Below are 17248 nucleotides of genomic sequence, written 5' to 3'. Positions count from 1 at the left end.
TATGACAAACCGATCGACTTCAAGCACTACACAAGGTGATCAATTTAGGTATTATCAATATTTCTTATCTTAGATGACATACTCACAATTTGCTATCAGAATTTGCCTAACACAAACGAAAAAAATCTACTTCAGAAATACACCATTTTAAATCTTGGAATAGGTGTTTTTGTTCCATTGGCTATTCTTTTTATCAGCCAGGTGTATCCGGCCTTTTTCCATATCCATGCAGTCATTTGGATCGCATTTGTTTTAGCCGTGTTCGTTATTATCTGGATGCTCCTAAATATGGCCAAAGCTTCCAGTAGCAAGTACATCAGGTTACCAGGCTTAGTTTTGTGGGGAGTGGCTAGTCCGGTGACAAGTATATTTCTATTTGGAGCAGTCTACTTCGGCTCGATCAATCAAGTGACCGAACTTTCTTTTACTAAGGCTTTAGAGTTTAGCTTTTCTGCTTTCATCAGAAAGACCAGCCCAGTATCAAAAATATGTGACTGTCAATTCTTTGAAATCTCTCAAAACTATTTGGGTTATCTCTTATTTGCCTATGCCATTGCTGTCATTATTCAAGGCATCAATTTCCGAAGAAATAATGATTAATCTAAACTCACCGTTTTTGTAGACACGGCAAAGTTCACCAGCTCTCCTATTGTTTTGAGGTTTAGTTTCTCTTTGATGTTTTGCTTGTGCTTCTCTACAGTAGACGTAGCTATATGCAACATATCTCCGGCTTCCTTACTGGGCTTGCCTGAAGCCAGTACAAACAATATCTCTTGTTCCCTTTTAGTCAAAGATTTCAGGAGATCTACATTTTTTTTGTTAAGCTCTACCTCAGCATGTTCTTTGCTAGAATTTAGAATAGCCAGATTAATGGTGAGTTTCAATTGATTTGAATTGAATGGCTTCAACAAATAAGCATATGGCGACGAAGTTTCTGCCTTTTTTATTGTGCTTTCATCTGCATAGGCCGACAAATAAACCACCGGAGTTTTTCTAATCTGACAAAGCTCCTTTACCAATTCAATCCCATCTATCGATGCATTTAGATTTATATCAGAAATGACCAAATCATATGTCTTCTCAACATACCTTTCCCTGGCAGCATCTACACTTAATGCAACATCTACCTCGGCGTATTCCTTTGCTTCCAGCGTAACTTTTATATCCTTTGCAATAATCGCCTCATCCTCTATCAACAATATACTTAGTTTACTCATTTTCAATTGGTATTCTAATTATGTTACGTACTCCTTCTTTACTCTCGATTTCTATTTTGCCTTTCAATTGGCTCACCATATCTTTCACCAAATCCAGACCCAGAGAGGTGTTTTTGACTTGTTTGAGGTCGTAGCCAATCCCATTGTCAGCAATAATCAATTCAAGCCAGTCTCTTTTTACCTCACAGCTAATGTTCAATAGATTCTTTTCATTCCATTCAGTGAATGCATACTTACTCGTATTTGTTAGTAATTCATTGATTATCAATCCATAAATCGTGATATTAAAATTGGCTACCTTGGCTGGCTTTAAATTATAGCTTACTGAAAAAGTTTGGGTCTCATCCGCTGATATCAGACGGATTATATTTTCGCAGATGCCTTTGGTAAACACATCAACTTGAATGTGCTCACTTTCAGAGTCCATCATATTCTCCAGATATGAAATATTTGATATTCTGTTCTTAGCCGAATTCAAACTATCTACCGCCTGACTATCTTTCATCTGAACAGCTTGTAAACTCAACAGGCTCGATATGATTTGAAGATTATTTTTAACCCGATGCTTCAATTCTTTCATCAAGAATTTGATACTATCTTTTTGCGCATTCGAAACATCTAAAGCTTCACTCAGTTCATTGGTTCTTTCTGTTACCAACTGTTCAAGCATTGCTTTGTTTTTTTTCAGACTGTAGAATTTATACAACGCAAAAAGTGTAATCAAAAGAACTACAACCAACGTCGCTCCAACCCTAAACCACCAAGTGTCATACCAAGGTGGAACGATTACAATGTTTACCACTCGTTCATTATTGCCCCAGGTGCCATTATCATTGGTCGCCTTGATTCGAAAATTGTATTCCCCAGGCGATAGATTTGTATAGGTAGTTGACTGGCTCTTTGTGGCAGGCCTCCAATCCTTATCGAAACCTTCCATATAAAAGCTATAACTAACCTTTGTTGGGTTCAAAAAATTAGTAGCGGCATATTGAAAGCTCAACACTTGTTCCTCACTCTTGAAGGTATATGCATCCGTATAGAGACCGTTAAGATCCACAGGTTGATTAAATACTTCCACAGACTCCAAGTGAACCATAGGTTGATATGGGTTTGCATTGATCTGCTGCGGATTGAAAATATTGATTCCTCCTACACCTCCAAAATACAAGTTTCCAAAAGCGTCCTGATTAGCTGCCTTCCCGTTGAATTCATCATTTTGAAGACCATCCTTTTGAGAATACGATAGAAAAACTTCTGAATCTGGATTCAACTTTGAAATTCCTTGGTTGGTGCTCAACCAAATATGATCCATTTTATCTACTAGTACTCCATAGACAAAATCATTAGGAAAACCTTCCTGTGCATAATACCTTGTTGTTTGATGTGAGTCAGGTGATATTTTAGTAAGTCCAGTACTGGTACCCAACCAGACATTACCTTCCGAATCCTCATTTATTCCAAACACTCTATTGCTTGTTATTACAGTAGAATCTGAGCTTTCAGCATCAAAATGGTGAACCAGGCCTTCCCCCATTTGTTCAATCTTAAACGCTCCTTGATCCGAGCCTAGCCACAAATTTCCCCGGCTGTCCACAAAAGATATTCTTGCTCTATTTAATTGTTCTCCATCCACAAGAAATTCATCAACCGTTTGTTTTCCTATATCATAAACAAATATTCCACTGGACCAAGTGGCAAATAATAGTTGGCTATTTGAAAGTGGTTGAATTTCAATAACAGTCTTATTGTTTTCCCCTTTATCGAAAGCTACTCGTTCAAATTGGTCAGTGCCTCTGTTATATTTCAACAAACCTGTTCCGTCAAAACCACCACACCAGATATCTTCATTGAAATCTTTCTTCAAAGTATAAATCAAAGATTCGGGGAAATCGGCGTAGTGCTTAAACTCACCGCTAATCTGATTGTATTTCAGTACGTTAAAAGATGTTCCTAACCAAAGTATGGAATCTTTATCAGGCAACAATTGAAAGGTACTAAGCTTAGTATCTCTTGAATATTCAGGAATACTAAGGTTTATCGTTTTGAATTTTTCTTGATACTCGTTGTAATGATGAAGACCCTCTCCTGCTGTTCCAAACCATAAATTTCCATTATCATCCCCATGGATCGATTCTATCTCTACAGGATAAAAAACATGACCAGCTTGGTCCTTAAACACTTGTTGTACATAGGTACTATTGACCAAATTATAGTTACTCAAGCCTTCCTTAGTTCCCAATAGCAATTCATTGCCATGATGCATATATATACAGTTGATGAGTTGATCACTAATTTTAACCAGTTGGTCTAAATCTTTAATGCCCAATGCATATAATCCTTTGTCCGTACCAACGAACAGATTCTTGTTATATACTGCCAGTGCATTGTGAGAGAAATCACCTAATTTGAACTGTTTTGTAAGTTCAAAATCCTGAAGATTAAATATCAAGAGACCGGAACTCAAAGTAGCAAGCAGGAAATTATTCTCATCAATAGACACTACATCCTTCACATAATTTTCTGATTTATCTCTTGGTAATTCAACCTTAGTTAGGCTTCTTGATTTTCTGTTAAGCACATAGAATCTATCGGATAAAGAAAATAGTAGATGTGTGTCTCCCAGAGAAAACACTTGGTAAGAAATAGCATTTGACAACTCTTGAAAAGGGGTTGAAAACTGTTCTGTTCTCAGGTCTAAAGCAAAAATTCCTTTTGAATTGGATGCGATCCAAAGCGTATCATCAACTATTAAAAGACCTCTATTGTGATCGTCAGGAATGCTTAAACTGTCAAGTGGATTGCTTGTAAAAATCTTAAGCTGTAAACCGTTGAATCGATGAAGACCGTCCTCAGTAGAGAACCATAGGTAATCCAATTCATCCTGAACTATCCTCTGAACATTTAGTTGCTTGAGGCCTTGTTCTTGACCAAGATAATTGATTTGAAGGGTGTCTAATTGCGTTGCATAGCTGAAGTGGTATAGCTGAAGCAACACAAGACTAAAAACAACACGGAATAATCTCAACCTTTTCTCTTAATGTTCAACATTGTTTAGGCTAACAGGTTGATGCTAGAAAATGTCTATGTGCTAAAATACTAAGATGATGCCCCTATTGCAAGAATGGTTTCAGAACATATTCCAACCCTGCTAATAATCATGTAATTACTTGCCGATACAAAACTTAGAGAAGATGTTCGCCAACAAATCATCAGTAGTGATTTCACCGGTGATCTCTCCTAAAAAGTGTAAGGCGTGACGGATATCCTGCGCCAGGAAGTCGTTCGTGATTTGATTGTCGATGCCTCGGAGTACGTCGTGTAGGGAGTTTTGGGTATTAACTAAGCTCTGGTAGTGGCGGGCGTTGGTAACTACTACATTGCCAGGCTGGAAGTTGTCCATTTGACTTTTAGTCCAAATTAACTCCTTGAGCTGATCTACACCAGACTTGGATTTAGCAGAAATGGAAACATAATGCTCATTGCTTTTCAATGAGACCTCTTCCTGATTTACCTTATCTAGTTTATTTCCTACCAAAATATAGGATTTATCTTTTTCAGTTAACATCCCTTCAGTCGACTGAATGGTCTCTAGTGACTCAGTAGACAAATCAAACAAATACATAATCAATGCAGCCTCTTGCATCTTCTGCTCGGCACGCTCAACACCGATGGCTTCTATTTGATCTTTGGTTTCTCGCAATCCAGCTGTATCAATAAATCTGAATTTCACTCCTCGGATATTCAATTCATCCTCGATAATATCCCTTGTGGTTCCTGCAATATCTGAAACTATGGCTTTCTCTTCCTCCAACAAGGCATTGAGCAACGTCGATTTTCCAGCATTGGGTTTGCCTACAATCACCACAGGCACGCCATTTTTAATTACGTTACCCAATTGGAAGCTATCTATCAGTTGCACCAATACAACATCAATTTTCTCAATAAGTATTTTGAGCTCTCCTCTACTAGCAAATTCTACGTCTTCCTCGGAGAAATCCAATTCCAATTCGATCATGGAAGCAAAATGCACCAACTTTTCTCTTAAGTTTTTGATCTCATTCGAAATCCCCCCTCGCATTTGATTAAGGGCTGTGGCATGAGCGGCTTCATTTTCTGAAGCGATTAAATCTGCTACCGCTTCAGCTTGTGCCAAATCAAAACGACCATTGAGATAGGCTCGTTGTGTGAATTCACCCGGCTCTGCCAGACGAGCTCCTTTTTTTACCAGTAACTGAATGATACGGTTAACAATATAAGGAGAGCCATGACAAGATAGTTCTACACTGTTTTCTTTTGTAAAGGAATGAGGAGCTACAAAAAGTGAAACCAATACTTCATCTACGATATGGTCTTCATCCATGATATTGCCAAAATGAATCGTGTGAGATTTTTGTTTGGTCAGATCTTTGCCTTGAAATACATCAGAGACCACTTCAACACAGTTTTCGCCAGATAACCTAATCACAGCAATCGCCCCCACACCCGGTGCGGTCGCTAAAGCCACTATTATGTCTGAATGACTATTCCTCATAATTCAATTATAAAAACAAATAGCGAGAGAATTACTTCACTCGCTATTCAAAGATGATCATTTGATTCCTAATTAATCTCCTATGTCTGCTGATTTCCTAAACAAGGAAATAAACTCATCTTTCGAGAAGCTACCTAAGTCTCCTTCTCCGTGACGACGCGCACTTACTTTACCCTCTTCCTGTTCCTTCTCTCCTACAATCAACATGAATGGTATCTTCTTAGTCTCAGCATCTCTGATCTTTCTACCTATTTTTTCATCTCTATGATCAATAAATCCACGGATGTCGTTTTCTTCCATCAATGAGAACACCTCTTGCGCATAGTCAGCATACTTCTCTGAAATAGGAAGTACCGCTATTTGATCTGGAGTCAACCACAATGGATAATTACCACCACAATGCTCTGTCAATACGGCTACGAATCTTTCCAAAGATCCAAACGGCGCTCTATGTAGCATCACTGGTCTATGGCGTCCATTATCAGCTCCGATGTACTCCAATTCAAATCTTTCCGGTAAATTATAATCCACCTGAATAGTACCCAATTGCCAACTTCTGCGCAAAGCATCCTTTACCATGAAGTCCAATTTCGGACCATAAAAAGCGGCTTCACCATATTCGGTAACTGTATTAAGTCCTTTCTCTTCAGCAGCTTCCACAATCGCTCGCTCTGCTTTTTCCCAATTTTCATCGCTACCGATATATTTGGCTTTGTTTTCAGGATCTCTTAGAGAAATTTGCGCAGTATAGTCGTCGAAACCAAGCGCCTTAAAAGTATAAAGTACCAAATCAATCACTTTGGTAAATTCTTCTTTCACCTGATCAGGTGTACAGAAAATGTGCGCATCATCTTGCGTAAACCCTCTTACCCTTGTCAAACCATGTAGCTCTCCACTCTGCTCGTATCGGTACACCGTACCAAATTCGGCATAACGTATAGGCAAATCCTTATAAGAGTGTGGTTTTGATTTATAGATCTCGCAGTGATGCGGACAGTTCATTGGCTTCAGAAAGAACTCCTCCCCTTCATGTGGAGTACCAATCGGCTGAAATGAATCCTCACCATATTTTTCATAATGACCTGAAGTCACATACAACTCTTTATTACCAATATGTGGAGTAATCACTGGGCTGTAGCCTGCTTTAATTTGTGCTTTACGCATGAACTGCTCTAAACGCTCTCGAAGCATGGTGCCTTTTGGCAACCATAATGGTAGTCCTTGCCCTACTTTTTCAGAGAATGTGAATAACTCTAATTCTTTCCCTAATTTTCTATGATCTCTCTTCTTAGCTTCTTCGAGCAATTCCAGATGCTCCTTTAATTCTTTTTGTTTTGGAAAAGAGACTGCATACAAACGAGTCAACTGCTTGTTATTTTCATCTCCTCGCCAGTAAGCTCCTGCTACGTTAAGTACTTTAACTGCTTTGATAAAACCCGTGTTTGGGATGTGTGGGCCTCTACACAAATCGGTGAAATTGCCCTGCTCATAGAAGGTAATACTTCCATCCTCTAAGCCTTCTAGTAAATCAAGCTTATATTCGTCGTCTTTTTCCTTGAAATAAGCGATTGCATCAGCTTTAGAAATGTCTTTTCGAACATATTCGTTTTTCTCCCGAGCCAGTTCCAACATCTTGTTTTCCAAAACATTGAGATTTTCTGAATCGAAAGTTTGTTCACCAAAATCAATATCATAATAGAATCCACCTTCTATTGCGGGGCCTATTCCTAGCTTAATTCCAGGATATAAAGCTTCTAGAGCTTCCGCCATCAAATGTGCAGATGAGTGCCAAAAAGTAGATTTTCCCCCTTCGTCTTTCCAGGTCAACAAACTCACTGAAGCATCTTCATTTATTGGGCGATTAGCATCCCAAATCTCTCCATTTACTTCAGCAGCTAGGACATTTCTTGCCAAGCCCTCACTGATGCTTAGGGCAACATCCATACCAGTTGCTCCTCGGCTCATTGATTTTACACTACCATCTGGAAGAGTAATATTAATATTAGCGTCACTCATTAATTAATTCGTTTCTTTTTTCTCAGTCGCAAAGTCAAAAGTGGGTATAGCTTCTCTTCGCTCTCTTAATTTGCGCAAATATGCGATTTTTCCGTTGACTTTCCTTACTCCTTCTATCGCTTCTTTATTCAAAGAATCTATAGCCAACATTTGATTGTAATACATTGATGCACTGGTAAAATAACCTTTGGAGTCAAACGACACCGCCTTTGCTTCCAACGCCCCTATATTCAGGCTATCTTTATTCAATATTTTTGTGGAATAATGAATTGCAGAATCATACATTTTTTGATGCATATAGTATGCTAACAATTGCTCCCCTGCACTCACTATACCTTCATTCAACAAAGAAGAAAGTTTTTTATTGGCTTCTTCTTGTTTCCCCTCCTTTCTCAACAAATCCACGGTAAGAAATTCTAATGCTTCAACTTTATATGACTGATCTATTAAATAGTTCACCAGCCTATAAGCCTCTCCATTTCTATTTTCAGAAGCATAGATATATGCCATATCAAAAGCAATGTCCAATCTACTTGAATCATGAAAAAAAGCTTGTTCTTTATACTTTAAAGCAGAAATGGAATCCTTTAATTTCAAATAAACATCTCCTTTTAAAAGATATATGTCTGGATCATTACTATTGATCTGAACAGCTTTATTCAAATAATCTATAGCTAATCCATATTCCTTGATCGCCATATAGACATTGGCCTTCTTCTTAAAAAATTCGGCACTGTTAGCTCCATTCGCTTCAGCTTCGGATGTGTACAGCAGCGCTTTTTCAATACTTCCATATGCGAGATAGAAATCAGAAACTAACTCATACAATTCAGAATTACCCTTAAAAGTTTCTAGACACAATACAATTTCATTCTCATCAATACCTTGCCATCCAGTTTCCTCATGAAGTTTTAAGTATTGTATTAATTCATCAATCTCTAATGAAGTTAAATCATGATCTAAGGTCAAAAAGGACTCATTCAAAACGCTATTTTGAATTAACGAAATAGGTATTGCATTCTTTCCTATGCGTTGATCACAACTTCCAAGCAAGGCTGAAGCCATTATGGCATAAATCGCAACCAGGCAACCTGCATGAGTAATTCTCAGTTTCATCCTATCTTGTTAAGATTCAATAATGGCCGTTTGTCGACCATGATCTCTTCGCGTGAAGATTTACATTTAAAATACTACACAAAAAAATGCATTTTTAATTGATAAACCGCATTTCAAAAAATTAAAAATAATCCCATAGGTAATACTCCTACATGTTATCACCAAAACGCTTAAAAAAACGATAATTCAAAATCAAAATTTGGTTATCTCGGTAAAACTTGGTAAAATTCAAGATTAATTATTTACCAATTCACAGGTTGGTCAGTTATGAGAAGGGAATTGAAAGTCATTTCAACATAGGCTTCAGATTAGAATGCAGTAGCATTTTAATTTTCGCTAAGTAAATAGCAATCATTTTCTTTGAATAATCCAATTTATGTTTGTAAATTATTGATTTACTGATTGTTCAGGTATCTTTACTTTTGGAAGGGTAATATTTAGAGTTCAAGTGAACTTCAACCAGACCTTCTGAAAGACAAATTGAAAGAATGGATTTATTAAAGCGGTATAAAAATATTTACGATACAAACATCATTTTGATGTACAAGGGAGAAGTTACTTTTGACTTGGTCACTTCCATTATAGAAACTCTTGATGGGAGAATCACGGAATTAGAAACTGACCGTTTAGTTAAGAAAAAGTTTTATGGTGCCGCTACTGAGTGTATTCAGAACCTCTATCATCACATGGATGAAGTTGCGGATGAAACCAATCAAATAGATACTTATGATTCTAAATCTGGTTTATTATTAGTGACAGCCAGAAAGAAGTTTTACAATATCATGACTGGAAACTTCATTCCAAACAATAAAATAAATGTGATTCAGTCTAAACTTGATAGTATCAACGCTTTAGATAAAGACGGACTAAAAAAATTATACAAAGAGATTCTCTACAATGGAGAATTCTCGGACAAAGGAACTGCAGGCCTTGGGTTTGTGGAAATTGCCAGAAAAACTGGTCAAAAATTATCTTATGAATTTCATCAGGTAAACAATGAGTATTCTTATTTTACTTTTCAAATAAGAGTACCAAGAGAAATAGAGAAAAAATTAGCTGAAGCGTCTTAAGCTTCAATTAATTATGAATAAAATAAGTAACAAACAACATTCATTACATACATCAGGTATGAGACTGGGAGTAAGTGGGGAGACAGATAGAAATATTTAAACTGAAATGAAAGAACTTTATCACGAAGAACAAAAGATACTTTCGGAGTATGTAGGAAAAGTTAAAAAGAAGGACGTCAACCTTGAAGACGCGGTAGGAATTGCTATGCATTATAAAGACCTACTCGACCAAAGTAAAGTGATCACTCGAATAAGTGATCGACTACAGAAAAAACTTGACCACGCTAACCAAAAAATTAAGAGTCAAAACGTAGAGATTCATAAAAAGAATGGAGAATTAGAGGTCACCATTGACCAACTAGATAAAATGACTATGGGGAAAAAAGCAACAAGAATACTTTTTGTTGTTTTTATTGTTTTGTTCATATCTGAGCAATTGTTTTTAGAGCCAGTCATTGATAGTTGGGCAAACGGAAGTAATTATGTTGGGATTGGTGTAATGCTGATCATTGCACTCTCTCTGAAATTTTTTGAATCCAAGTTAGAAGACTACTTCACTAAGCAGCGTAAGAAAAAGATTCTGGGATCAGGGGCTTCGGGCGGATCGCTGCAAAACAACACTGAAGGAAAAAACCAGTTCTCTTTTCTGAAGAGTAAAGGAGCTGCTTAATTAACTAAACAAAAGCGTACCTGCTATGAAAAAGGATAACCTGATACGATCGTATATATTGACTTTGATCCTAGCCATTTTAGGCTTGTTCATTGGTCAATTTATTGTACAAAATGCCATTCGGGTAAATCAGGATGATGCTATTCTGGTAAAGTTGGCACAAAAACAAGCGACATTAAGCGAGGAAATCACTAAGAGTGCGGCATTGATCAATGTGGACCGGATTAAAACGAATGAGACAAACTTTAATCTTGTAAAAAGAAGGTTAAAACCAGCAGTTGAGGAATTCGCAAAAATCCAAAGAGCATTGACAAAAGGAGATGCAAATTATGGACTAAACGGAACAGAGAATTCGGAAGCGACTACTACCATGCTTAGCGACATGGATCTTTCATTTAGAGAAATTAGAGATGCTGGAAATGAGATACTAGGAGTTAGTTATAGTGATCCTGAAGATGACAAAAACCTAATATTAAGTAGAGCTCTAACCAATATCCTTTCACAAAAAAGCTATACAGAAAAAGCATCAGAATTAGCTACTCAATATCAGTTGGAAGCAAAAACCAACAAAAGTGGTTTCTCTCAGTTTGAGTACGTAATAACTGCTGCCATCATTGCCATCTTGCTAATTCAAGCTTCGTTTATTTTCAGACCGGCAGTAAACTTGGCCTACAAGAACTTCCTTACTGCGAATGAGGCATTCGTTAAGCTTCAGAGATCAGAGGAAGAATTGAGAAGTAGTGCAGAGAAACAATTGGAAGTGAATGAAAAGCTCATCCTCTCCCAGCGTGCCTTGGAGCAACGAAACAAAAAATTAAAATTATCCGAGCAGGAAATCTTAAAAAGTTCTAGAAAGCAAATTGAGGTCAACGAAAAACTGATTCGTGTGCAAGAGGAACTAAGAAAAGCTTACGACCGAGTGAAGTACTCTGAGGAGCGAATGAGAAATATTGCTGAGGAGCAACTCGAGGCAACAGAACGATTGATGATCGCTGAGAACAAGCTGAAGTCAGCGCTTACCGTTGAGCAAGACAGTAAGGCGGAACTCACACAAACTCTTGAAAACCTGAAGAGTACACAATCTCAACTGGTACAATCAGAAAAGATGGCATCTCTGGGTCAGCTTACAGCAGGTATTGCCCATGAGATCAACAATCCGATCAACTTTGTATACAATGGAATTGACACACTGAAAGTATCATTGGATGATTTGATTTCAATTGTTGAAAAATACGATGATCTTGAAAAGAGTGATGACTATAAAGCAACACTCGCTGACATCCAGGAGATGAAAGATGAGTATGCATACGACGACCTCTTGAGTGATTTGAAGGAATTGGTATCGGATATTAAGAAAGGTGCCGTTCGAACAATTGAGATTGTAAAAGGATTGAGAGTCTTCTCTAGACTAGATGAAGAAGAGATGAAGCCAGCCAATGTAAATGATGCATTAGACGCTACACTAGTACTACTTCGTAACAAGACGAAAAATAAAATCAACATTAAGAAATTCTACGATGACTCCATTGAGGATATCAATTGTTTCCCAGGTCAGCTGAATCAGGTATTCATGAATATTCTAAACAACGGTATCCAAGCAATTCCTGATGACAGAAAAGATGGTGAAGTGCAGTTATATACTGAAAACCAGGATCAACATGTCATGATTAAGATTAAGGACAATGGGGCTGGAATGTCAGAGCAAGTAAAAAGAAGAATCTTCGAGCCCTTTTTTACTACTAAACCAGTTGGTATTGGAACTGGACTTGGAATGTCCATTACATTTGGCATCGTAGAAAAACACGGCGGAAACATCTACTGCAATAGTGAAGAAGGAAAAGGAACAGAGTTCTCCATCCTTATTCCAAAACACATGGATAAATCCTCTGAAGAGGAAAAAGTTTCCGAATCGCAAAAAGCATAATTTAAGAAGTAAACTAACAAATGGAAGAAGTTCAAACTCCAGTAGAAGATACAGCTGCCAAAAGCAAAAAAAAGTATACCATTCTTTATGTTGATGATGAAGAAAGTAATCTGCGCATATTTAGAATGGCATTTAAAAGGGAGTACAATGTACTGACTGCTCCTGGAGGGCACGAAGCAATAGAGATGTTACGTGAACATGACATCCAATGTCTGATCACTGACCAAAAAATGCCAGAAATGACTGGTACCGAATTGCTGGAAAAGGTTCTTCCTGAATTTCCAGATGTTATCAGAATGATCTTGACAGGTTTTGCAGATATCGAAGCTATTGTAAAGGCTGTAAACAAGTGCGGCATATACAAATACATCACGAAGCCTTGGGACAAAGGTGAAATGAAGCTTACAATTGACAAAGCCCTGGAAGCTTATGAATTGAAGAGTGATAAAATGAAGCTCATTCGACAATTAGAAAAAGCAAATAGTGGACTAGAAGAAAAGGTAGAGCTTCGGACGAAAGAATTAGCCGAAGTAAACAAACGGTTGATGGATAGTATCAAGTATGCGATGACTATTCAAAATGCTATGTTAATGTCTCCTGAAACGATTAAAGAAGCATTTACTGATTTCTTTATATTGTTCAAGCCACTTGATGTAGTTAGCGGTGACTTCTACTGGTTCGCCGAGTTTGAATCTGAAGAGGCCAATTATAAATTTATCGCCTCTGTGGATTGTACAGGACATGGAGTGGCGGGCGCCTTAATGAGTATGATTGGCGAGTCCCTTCTCAATCAGATTGTTTATGAGCATGAAATTACGGATGCTGGTGAAATTTTAGACAATTTAAATATTGGTATACAAGATATTCTTAATCAATCTGAGAACAACAATCATCATGGTATGGATGCTAGTATCATGATCATTGACGAAGACAATTCGGATGTATATTTCGCTGGTGCTCAACAAAACTTACTGCATTCCGAAAAAGGAAAAATAAAAACTGTAAAAGGAGATAGAATTTCCTTAGGTGGATATTTAGATCAGGAAAGAAACTACACCACACATAAGTTATCATATACTAAAGGAGAAACATCATTCTACATGTTCTCAGATGGATTCCAGGATCAATTTGGTGGCCCTGGGAATAAGAAATTTACAGTAGCCAGACTAACTGAAAGTATTGAAGCTGGACTGGATAAACCAATGGATAAGCAAAGAGATTTGCTAGATAAAGTATTAACCGAATGGAAAGGTGAAGAAAAACAAACCGATGACATTATGGTTATGGGAATTAAGATTTAATTTAACAATATTTGCAGTATAAAAGCGGCTCGGTATGAAGATTAAGGTTTTGACATTGAAGAATTGGTGCAATAAGAGCATAACGCCTTTAGCATGGCAAAGAATCATTATAAAAATTCTCCCAGAAATGAGAGACAGAGGATTCGAACTTAATGCTCTGGAAGATCCTACTCCGGATCTTACCTTTGGCGAAGAAGAGTTTCAACTATTCAGCAATTCTTTGGATACTGTTTATAAAATTACTTTCCCAAAAGAAGTACTTGAGAAAATTTCATAACCTATAAGAATAGAAGATTCTATTCAAAAAATACACTTTAAGCTTCATAACACGAAGCTTTTTTTGTTTCTAAATCTTCCCAACCTGAAAAAGCATGACACAAAACGTATTTTAACATCTCTTTGAATTGCTTTTATTATCAGGAACTTTCAAATTGAATTCTTTTGACTCTCACCTGCCTTCCCATCTAGGCTTGATATTTGGTTAAATACTTTTAGAAACAGTATCTTAGTCAGCATGTGTTTTTAGTCGCACACATCAGTTTGGACACTTAAGAATTTATTAAGCAATGAGTAAATCTATCACAGGAATTTTTGGTTCTATACCAGTCATAGGCCAACCAATGAGTAAAATGTATCTAAGAATACGCAATGCGGTGCTTTATGATAGACTCAGAGAAAAATACTCTTTGATTAATCCTGCTGATATGCCAATTTATGTACCTAATAGTGCGGGATCTCATCCATTGATTTCCAAATTAACTCTTCAAGGTGTCAATCAAACTATACCTCTATTAGAGCTATTTTCTCAAGAATTAATTGGTGCGAAAGAAAGCAAGATCTATTCTATTGATGAATTCTATGAAGAAGTGGGTAACAACCAGAATGACGAGTTATGTAGGGAGCTCGAGGACAAATTCAATGAATATGGAAGTGATAAATCTACTAAGCACAATTACCATTTGATATATGCCACACTTCTAAAGGATAAAGATAAAGTCAAGGGAATATTAGAAGTTGGTATGGGAACAAATAATACCAATGTTGCCTCTAACATGGGTGCTAATGGGAAGCCTGGAGCCTCGCTGAGAGCATTCCGTGATTTTTTACCTCATGCGACTGTATATGGTGCTGATTTTGATAGAGGCATTTTGTTTGAAGAGGAACGCATCAAAACATTTTTTGTTGATCAAACACGCTTAGAAACATTCGAATTATTAGAAAAATCAATTGAAGGCAAACTTGATCTGATTATTGATGATGGGCTCCATTCACCAAATGCGAATCTTGCCACATTAATATTTGCTATGCGCAAAATGAACGACAATAAAGGTGGTGCAATTGTAATAGAAGACATACCTCCGCGTGCAATTCCATTATGGAAAATGGTATCTAATATAATGCCGAGCAAGTCTTACCAATCCTATATAGTAAAAACAAAACATTCTTACATGTTTGTCTGTATCAGAAAATAATCTGATGCATCAAAAGAACTTCTAGCTACATTGAAAAATTCAGAACTTGTAATCTAATCGGTACATAAAGAATTACAGATTATGTTTAACTCGATTAGATGATATCCTTACTATCAATTTCAATCAACATACGATCTGAGCTATTTAATTTTGCAATTATTGCTTCTGTTTTAGGAAGCTCATACTCAAAGTAGTAACGCATAGTGTGTAGCTTGCTATTATAAAACTCGTCTCCCCTATTTTCATTTACAGCAATCTGACAAGGTATGGCTTGTAAAAGCCACTGCCACCCAATAGCAACTACACCAAATAATTCAAGATAGAGTGTAGCATCCATTAAAAACACTTCTTTTTTCTCTTTCATGGCAATGGTCGAGAGCTTCATAGTAATATTTTGAAGTCTAAATAAAGCATCGTTAAGTTTTTCACCATATTTTGAAAGCTCAATCACCTCCAATTTTACTTTTTTAATGGTTTTTGATACTTCTTCAGTAAACGCCCTAAAAGCAATACCACCACCCATGATAATCTTTCTTCCTAACAAGTCTATACCATGAATTCCAGTAGTTCCTTCATGTATTGTATGGATCCTCATTTCTCTAAAGTACTGTTCTAATGGAAAATCCTTGCAATACCCAGCTCCACCTAAAATTTGAATTGCTGCAGAGGTTGAAAGTATACCCATTTCACTTGGGTAGCTCTTAGCTACAGGAGTCAGTAGATCCAGTGTCAGTCTGTAAATCTCTTTAATCTCCTCTTTTCCAGCCTTCGCCATATCAGCATAATGGGCACATTGTAACAATAGAGATAGTGAACCTTCGACAATTGCCTTCTGAAAAAACAACATTCGCCGAACATCGCTATGCTCTATTATGTTAACTTGAGGAGAATTGGGGTCTTTTTCATCTGGCTTACGCCCTTGTGGTCTTTCTTTTGCATAATTGAGAGATGCATAATACGCAGCAGAACCAATAGAAGATGCACTTAATCCAACACCTATTCTGGCCTCATTCATCATCTGAAACATATAAGAAAGGCCTTCATTCTGTTTACCAATTAGATAACCAAAACATCTTTTCTTTTCACCAAAGCTCAAGTGTACAATGGGTGCTGCTTTATACCCCATTTTGTGATACAAACCTGTTGTGGTCACATCATTCATCACCTCTTGGTTATCTTCTGTAAACCTCTTCTGAGGAACAACAAATAAAGACAGACCTTTGGTGCCTTCTGGAGCACCTTTTACACGTGCCAGCATCAAATGAACCACATTGTCTACCGCATCATGATCCCCAGCTGAAATAAATATTTTTTGTCCTTGAATACTAAACACCGTACCATTGTCATCCAAAGGCTCTGCAGAAGTGCTTACATCTGAAAGAGAACTCCCTGCATCAGGCTCTGTCATTGCCATAGTACCTTGCCATGCCCCGCTATACAACTTGGGAACATAAGTATCTTTAAGTTGGTCTGAACCATGTTCTTCAATTAAACGGGCAGCACCTGCAGTCAAAAAGGGATAAACACTTGCCGAGTAATTAGCAGCACCGAAAATGAATTGAGCACAAGAAGATACAAGTATTGGTAACTGCTGACCTCCTACCTCTTCATTAGCATTAGCCGATATCCATCCACCCTCACCAAACTTCTTTAGTAATTTTTTGATTTGTGAATGCACCTTCACTTTTCCTCCTTCCAATTGAGGGTCCTTCCTATCCATCTCTTCATTAAATGGGCGCATTTCAGTATCTGCTAATTGTCCAGCAGCATCCAAAATCATTTTCACCCCATCCAAGTCATGCTTTTTATAATAGTCAAGTTTAAGGAGAGACTCTAAGTCAAACACCTCTTTAAGTAGAAAATCTAGGTTTCTTCGAGAGTAATATTCGGACATGATATGTATTAGGTATTAGTGTATGAAACAATTGAGA

The 17248-nt window shown here is 37.2% G+C and carries 13 protein-coding genes; 7 read left to right on the top strand and 6 right to left on the bottom strand.

What is annotated here, in order from left to right; genetic code table 11:
• Nucleotides 1-102: 102 nt before the first annotated feature.
• On the top strand, nt 103-600 hold the full coding sequence (locus ACOQO5_RS07415) for a hypothetical protein (protein ID WP_420581054.1): 498 nt from the start codon (nt 103-105) through the stop codon (nt 598-600).
• On the opposite strand, the gene ACOQO5_RS07410 is transcribed toward ACOQO5_RS07415, so the two are convergent.
• From ACOQO5_RS07410 to ACOQO5_RS07390, 5 genes are all read right to left on the bottom strand, one after another.
• Entirely contained in the window at nt 597-1217 is a 621-nt protein-coding gene (locus tag ACOQO5_RS07410; protein WP_420581053.1) for a DNA-binding response regulator, read from the bottom strand. The genes ACOQO5_RS07415 and ACOQO5_RS07410 overlap by 4 nt on opposite strands.
• Nucleotides 1210-4242: a ligand-binding sensor domain-containing protein gene (locus ACOQO5_RS07405; RefSeq protein WP_420581052.1), complete on the bottom strand. Its 3033-nt coding sequence runs from the start codon at nt 4240-4242 to the stop codon at nt 1210-1212. The genes ACOQO5_RS07410 and ACOQO5_RS07405 overlap by 8 nt, the downstream gene beginning before the upstream one ends.
• 138 nt (nt 4243-4380) lie before the next feature.
• On the bottom strand, nt 4381-5748 hold the full coding sequence (mnmE, locus tag ACOQO5_RS07400) for a tRNA uridine-5-carboxymethylaminomethyl(34) synthesis GTPase MnmE (RefSeq protein ID WP_420581051.1): 1368 nt from the start codon (nt 5746-5748) through the stop codon (nt 4381-4383).
• A 72-nt stretch (nt 5749-5820) separates the two neighbouring features.
• Complete coding sequence (thrS, locus tag ACOQO5_RS07395) at nt 5821-7764, bottom strand: threonine--tRNA ligase (protein WP_420581050.1); 1944 nt, start codon at nt 7762-7764, stop codon at nt 5821-5823.
• A gap of 3 nt (nt 7765-7767) precedes the next feature.
• Nucleotides 7768-8880, bottom strand: coding sequence for a tetratricopeptide repeat protein (locus ACOQO5_RS07390; RefSeq protein WP_420581049.1), 1113 nt, complete (start codon nt 8878-8880; stop codon nt 7768-7770).
• Between the two features lie 488 nt (nt 8881-9368).
• On the opposite strand from ACOQO5_RS07390, the gene ACOQO5_RS07385 reads away from it, so the two are divergent.
• The 6 genes from ACOQO5_RS07385 (at nt 9369) to ACOQO5_RS07360 (ending at nt 15317) form a co-directional block, all read left to right on the top strand.
• Nucleotides 9369-9950: a SiaB family protein kinase gene (locus ACOQO5_RS07385; protein ID WP_420581048.1), complete on the top strand. Its 582-nt coding sequence runs from the start codon at nt 9369-9371 to the stop codon at nt 9948-9950.
• Between the two features lie 106 nt (nt 9951-10056).
• The gene (locus ACOQO5_RS07380; RefSeq protein ID WP_420581047.1) at nt 10057-10620 is read left to right on the top strand and encodes a hypothetical protein; all 564 of its coding nucleotides are present in this window, start codon (nt 10057-10059) and stop codon (nt 10618-10620) included.
• 25 nt (nt 10621-10645) lie between these two features.
• Nucleotides 10646-12544 (top strand): ATP-binding protein, encoded by a 1899-nt coding sequence (locus ACOQO5_RS07375; protein ID WP_420581046.1) that lies wholly within the window; start codon nt 10646-10648, stop codon nt 12542-12544.
• 20 nt (nt 12545-12564) lie between these two features.
• Nucleotides 12565-13845, top strand: coding sequence for a response regulator (locus tag ACOQO5_RS07370; protein ID WP_420581045.1), 1281 nt, complete (start codon nt 12565-12567; stop codon nt 13843-13845).
• 127 nt (nt 13846-13972) lie between these two features.
• Entirely contained in the window at nt 13973-14122 is a 150-nt protein-coding gene (locus tag ACOQO5_RS07365; RefSeq protein ID WP_420581044.1) for a hypothetical protein, read from the top strand.
• 289 nt (nt 14123-14411) lie between these two features.
• Entirely contained in the window at nt 14412-15317 is a 906-nt protein-coding gene (locus tag ACOQO5_RS07360; protein ID WP_420581043.1) for a hypothetical protein, read from the top strand.
• A gap of 94 nt (nt 15318-15411) precedes the next feature.
• Here the strand turns inward: ACOQO5_RS07360 and ACOQO5_RS07355 are convergent, their stop codons facing one another.
• A complete protein-coding gene (locus ACOQO5_RS07355) occupies nt 15412-17211 on the bottom strand; it encodes an acyl-CoA dehydrogenase (RefSeq protein WP_420581042.1) in 1800 nt (599 codons plus the stop codon).
• Nucleotides 17212-17248 lie beyond the last annotated feature (37 nt).

The organism is Reichenbachiella sp. (assembly GCF_965223055.1).
GTDB lineage: Bacteria > Bacteroidota > Bacteroidia > Cytophagales > Cyclobacteriaceae > Reichenbachiella.
This window is presented reverse-complemented; position numbering and strand designations above follow the sequence as displayed.

Excerpts from the sequence above, each read along its gene's own strand:
- ACOQO5_RS07385 (WP_420581048.1), top strand. The coding sequence starts at position 9,369 with ATGGATTTATTAAAGCGGTATAAAAATATTTACGATACAAACATCATT.
- ACOQO5_RS07355 (WP_420581042.1), bottom strand. The coding sequence starts at position 17,211 with ATGTCCGAATATTACTCTCGAAGAAACCTAGATTTTCTACTTAAAGAG.
- thrS (WP_420581050.1), bottom strand. The coding sequence starts at position 7,764 with ATGAGTGACGCTAATATTAATATTACTCTTCCAGATGGTAGTGTAAAA.
- ACOQO5_RS07360 (WP_420581043.1), top strand. The coding sequence starts at position 14,412 with ATGAGTAAATCTATCACAGGAATTTTTGGTTCTATACCAGTCATAGGC.
- mnmE (WP_420581051.1), bottom strand. The coding sequence starts at position 5,748 with ATGAGGAATAGTCATTCAGACATAATAGTGGCTTTAGCGACCGCACCG.
- ACOQO5_RS07390 (WP_420581049.1), bottom strand. The coding sequence starts at position 8,880 with ATGAAACTGAGAATTACTCATGCAGGTTGCCTGGTTGCGATTTATGCC.
- ACOQO5_RS07380 (WP_420581047.1), top strand. The coding sequence starts at position 10,057 with ATGAAAGAACTTTATCACGAAGAACAAAAGATACTTTCGGAGTATGTA.
- ACOQO5_RS07410 (WP_420581053.1), bottom strand. The coding sequence starts at position 1,217 with ATGAGTAAACTAAGTATATTGTTGATAGAGGATGAGGCGATTATTGCA.
- ACOQO5_RS07365 (WP_420581044.1), top strand. The coding sequence starts at position 13,973 with ATGAGAGACAGAGGATTCGAACTTAATGCTCTGGAAGATCCTACTCCG.
- ACOQO5_RS07370 (WP_420581045.1), top strand. The coding sequence starts at position 12,565 with ATGGAAGAAGTTCAAACTCCAGTAGAAGATACAGCTGCCAAAAGCAAA.
- ACOQO5_RS07375 (WP_420581046.1), top strand. The coding sequence starts at position 10,646 with ATGAAAAAGGATAACCTGATACGATCGTATATATTGACTTTGATCCTA.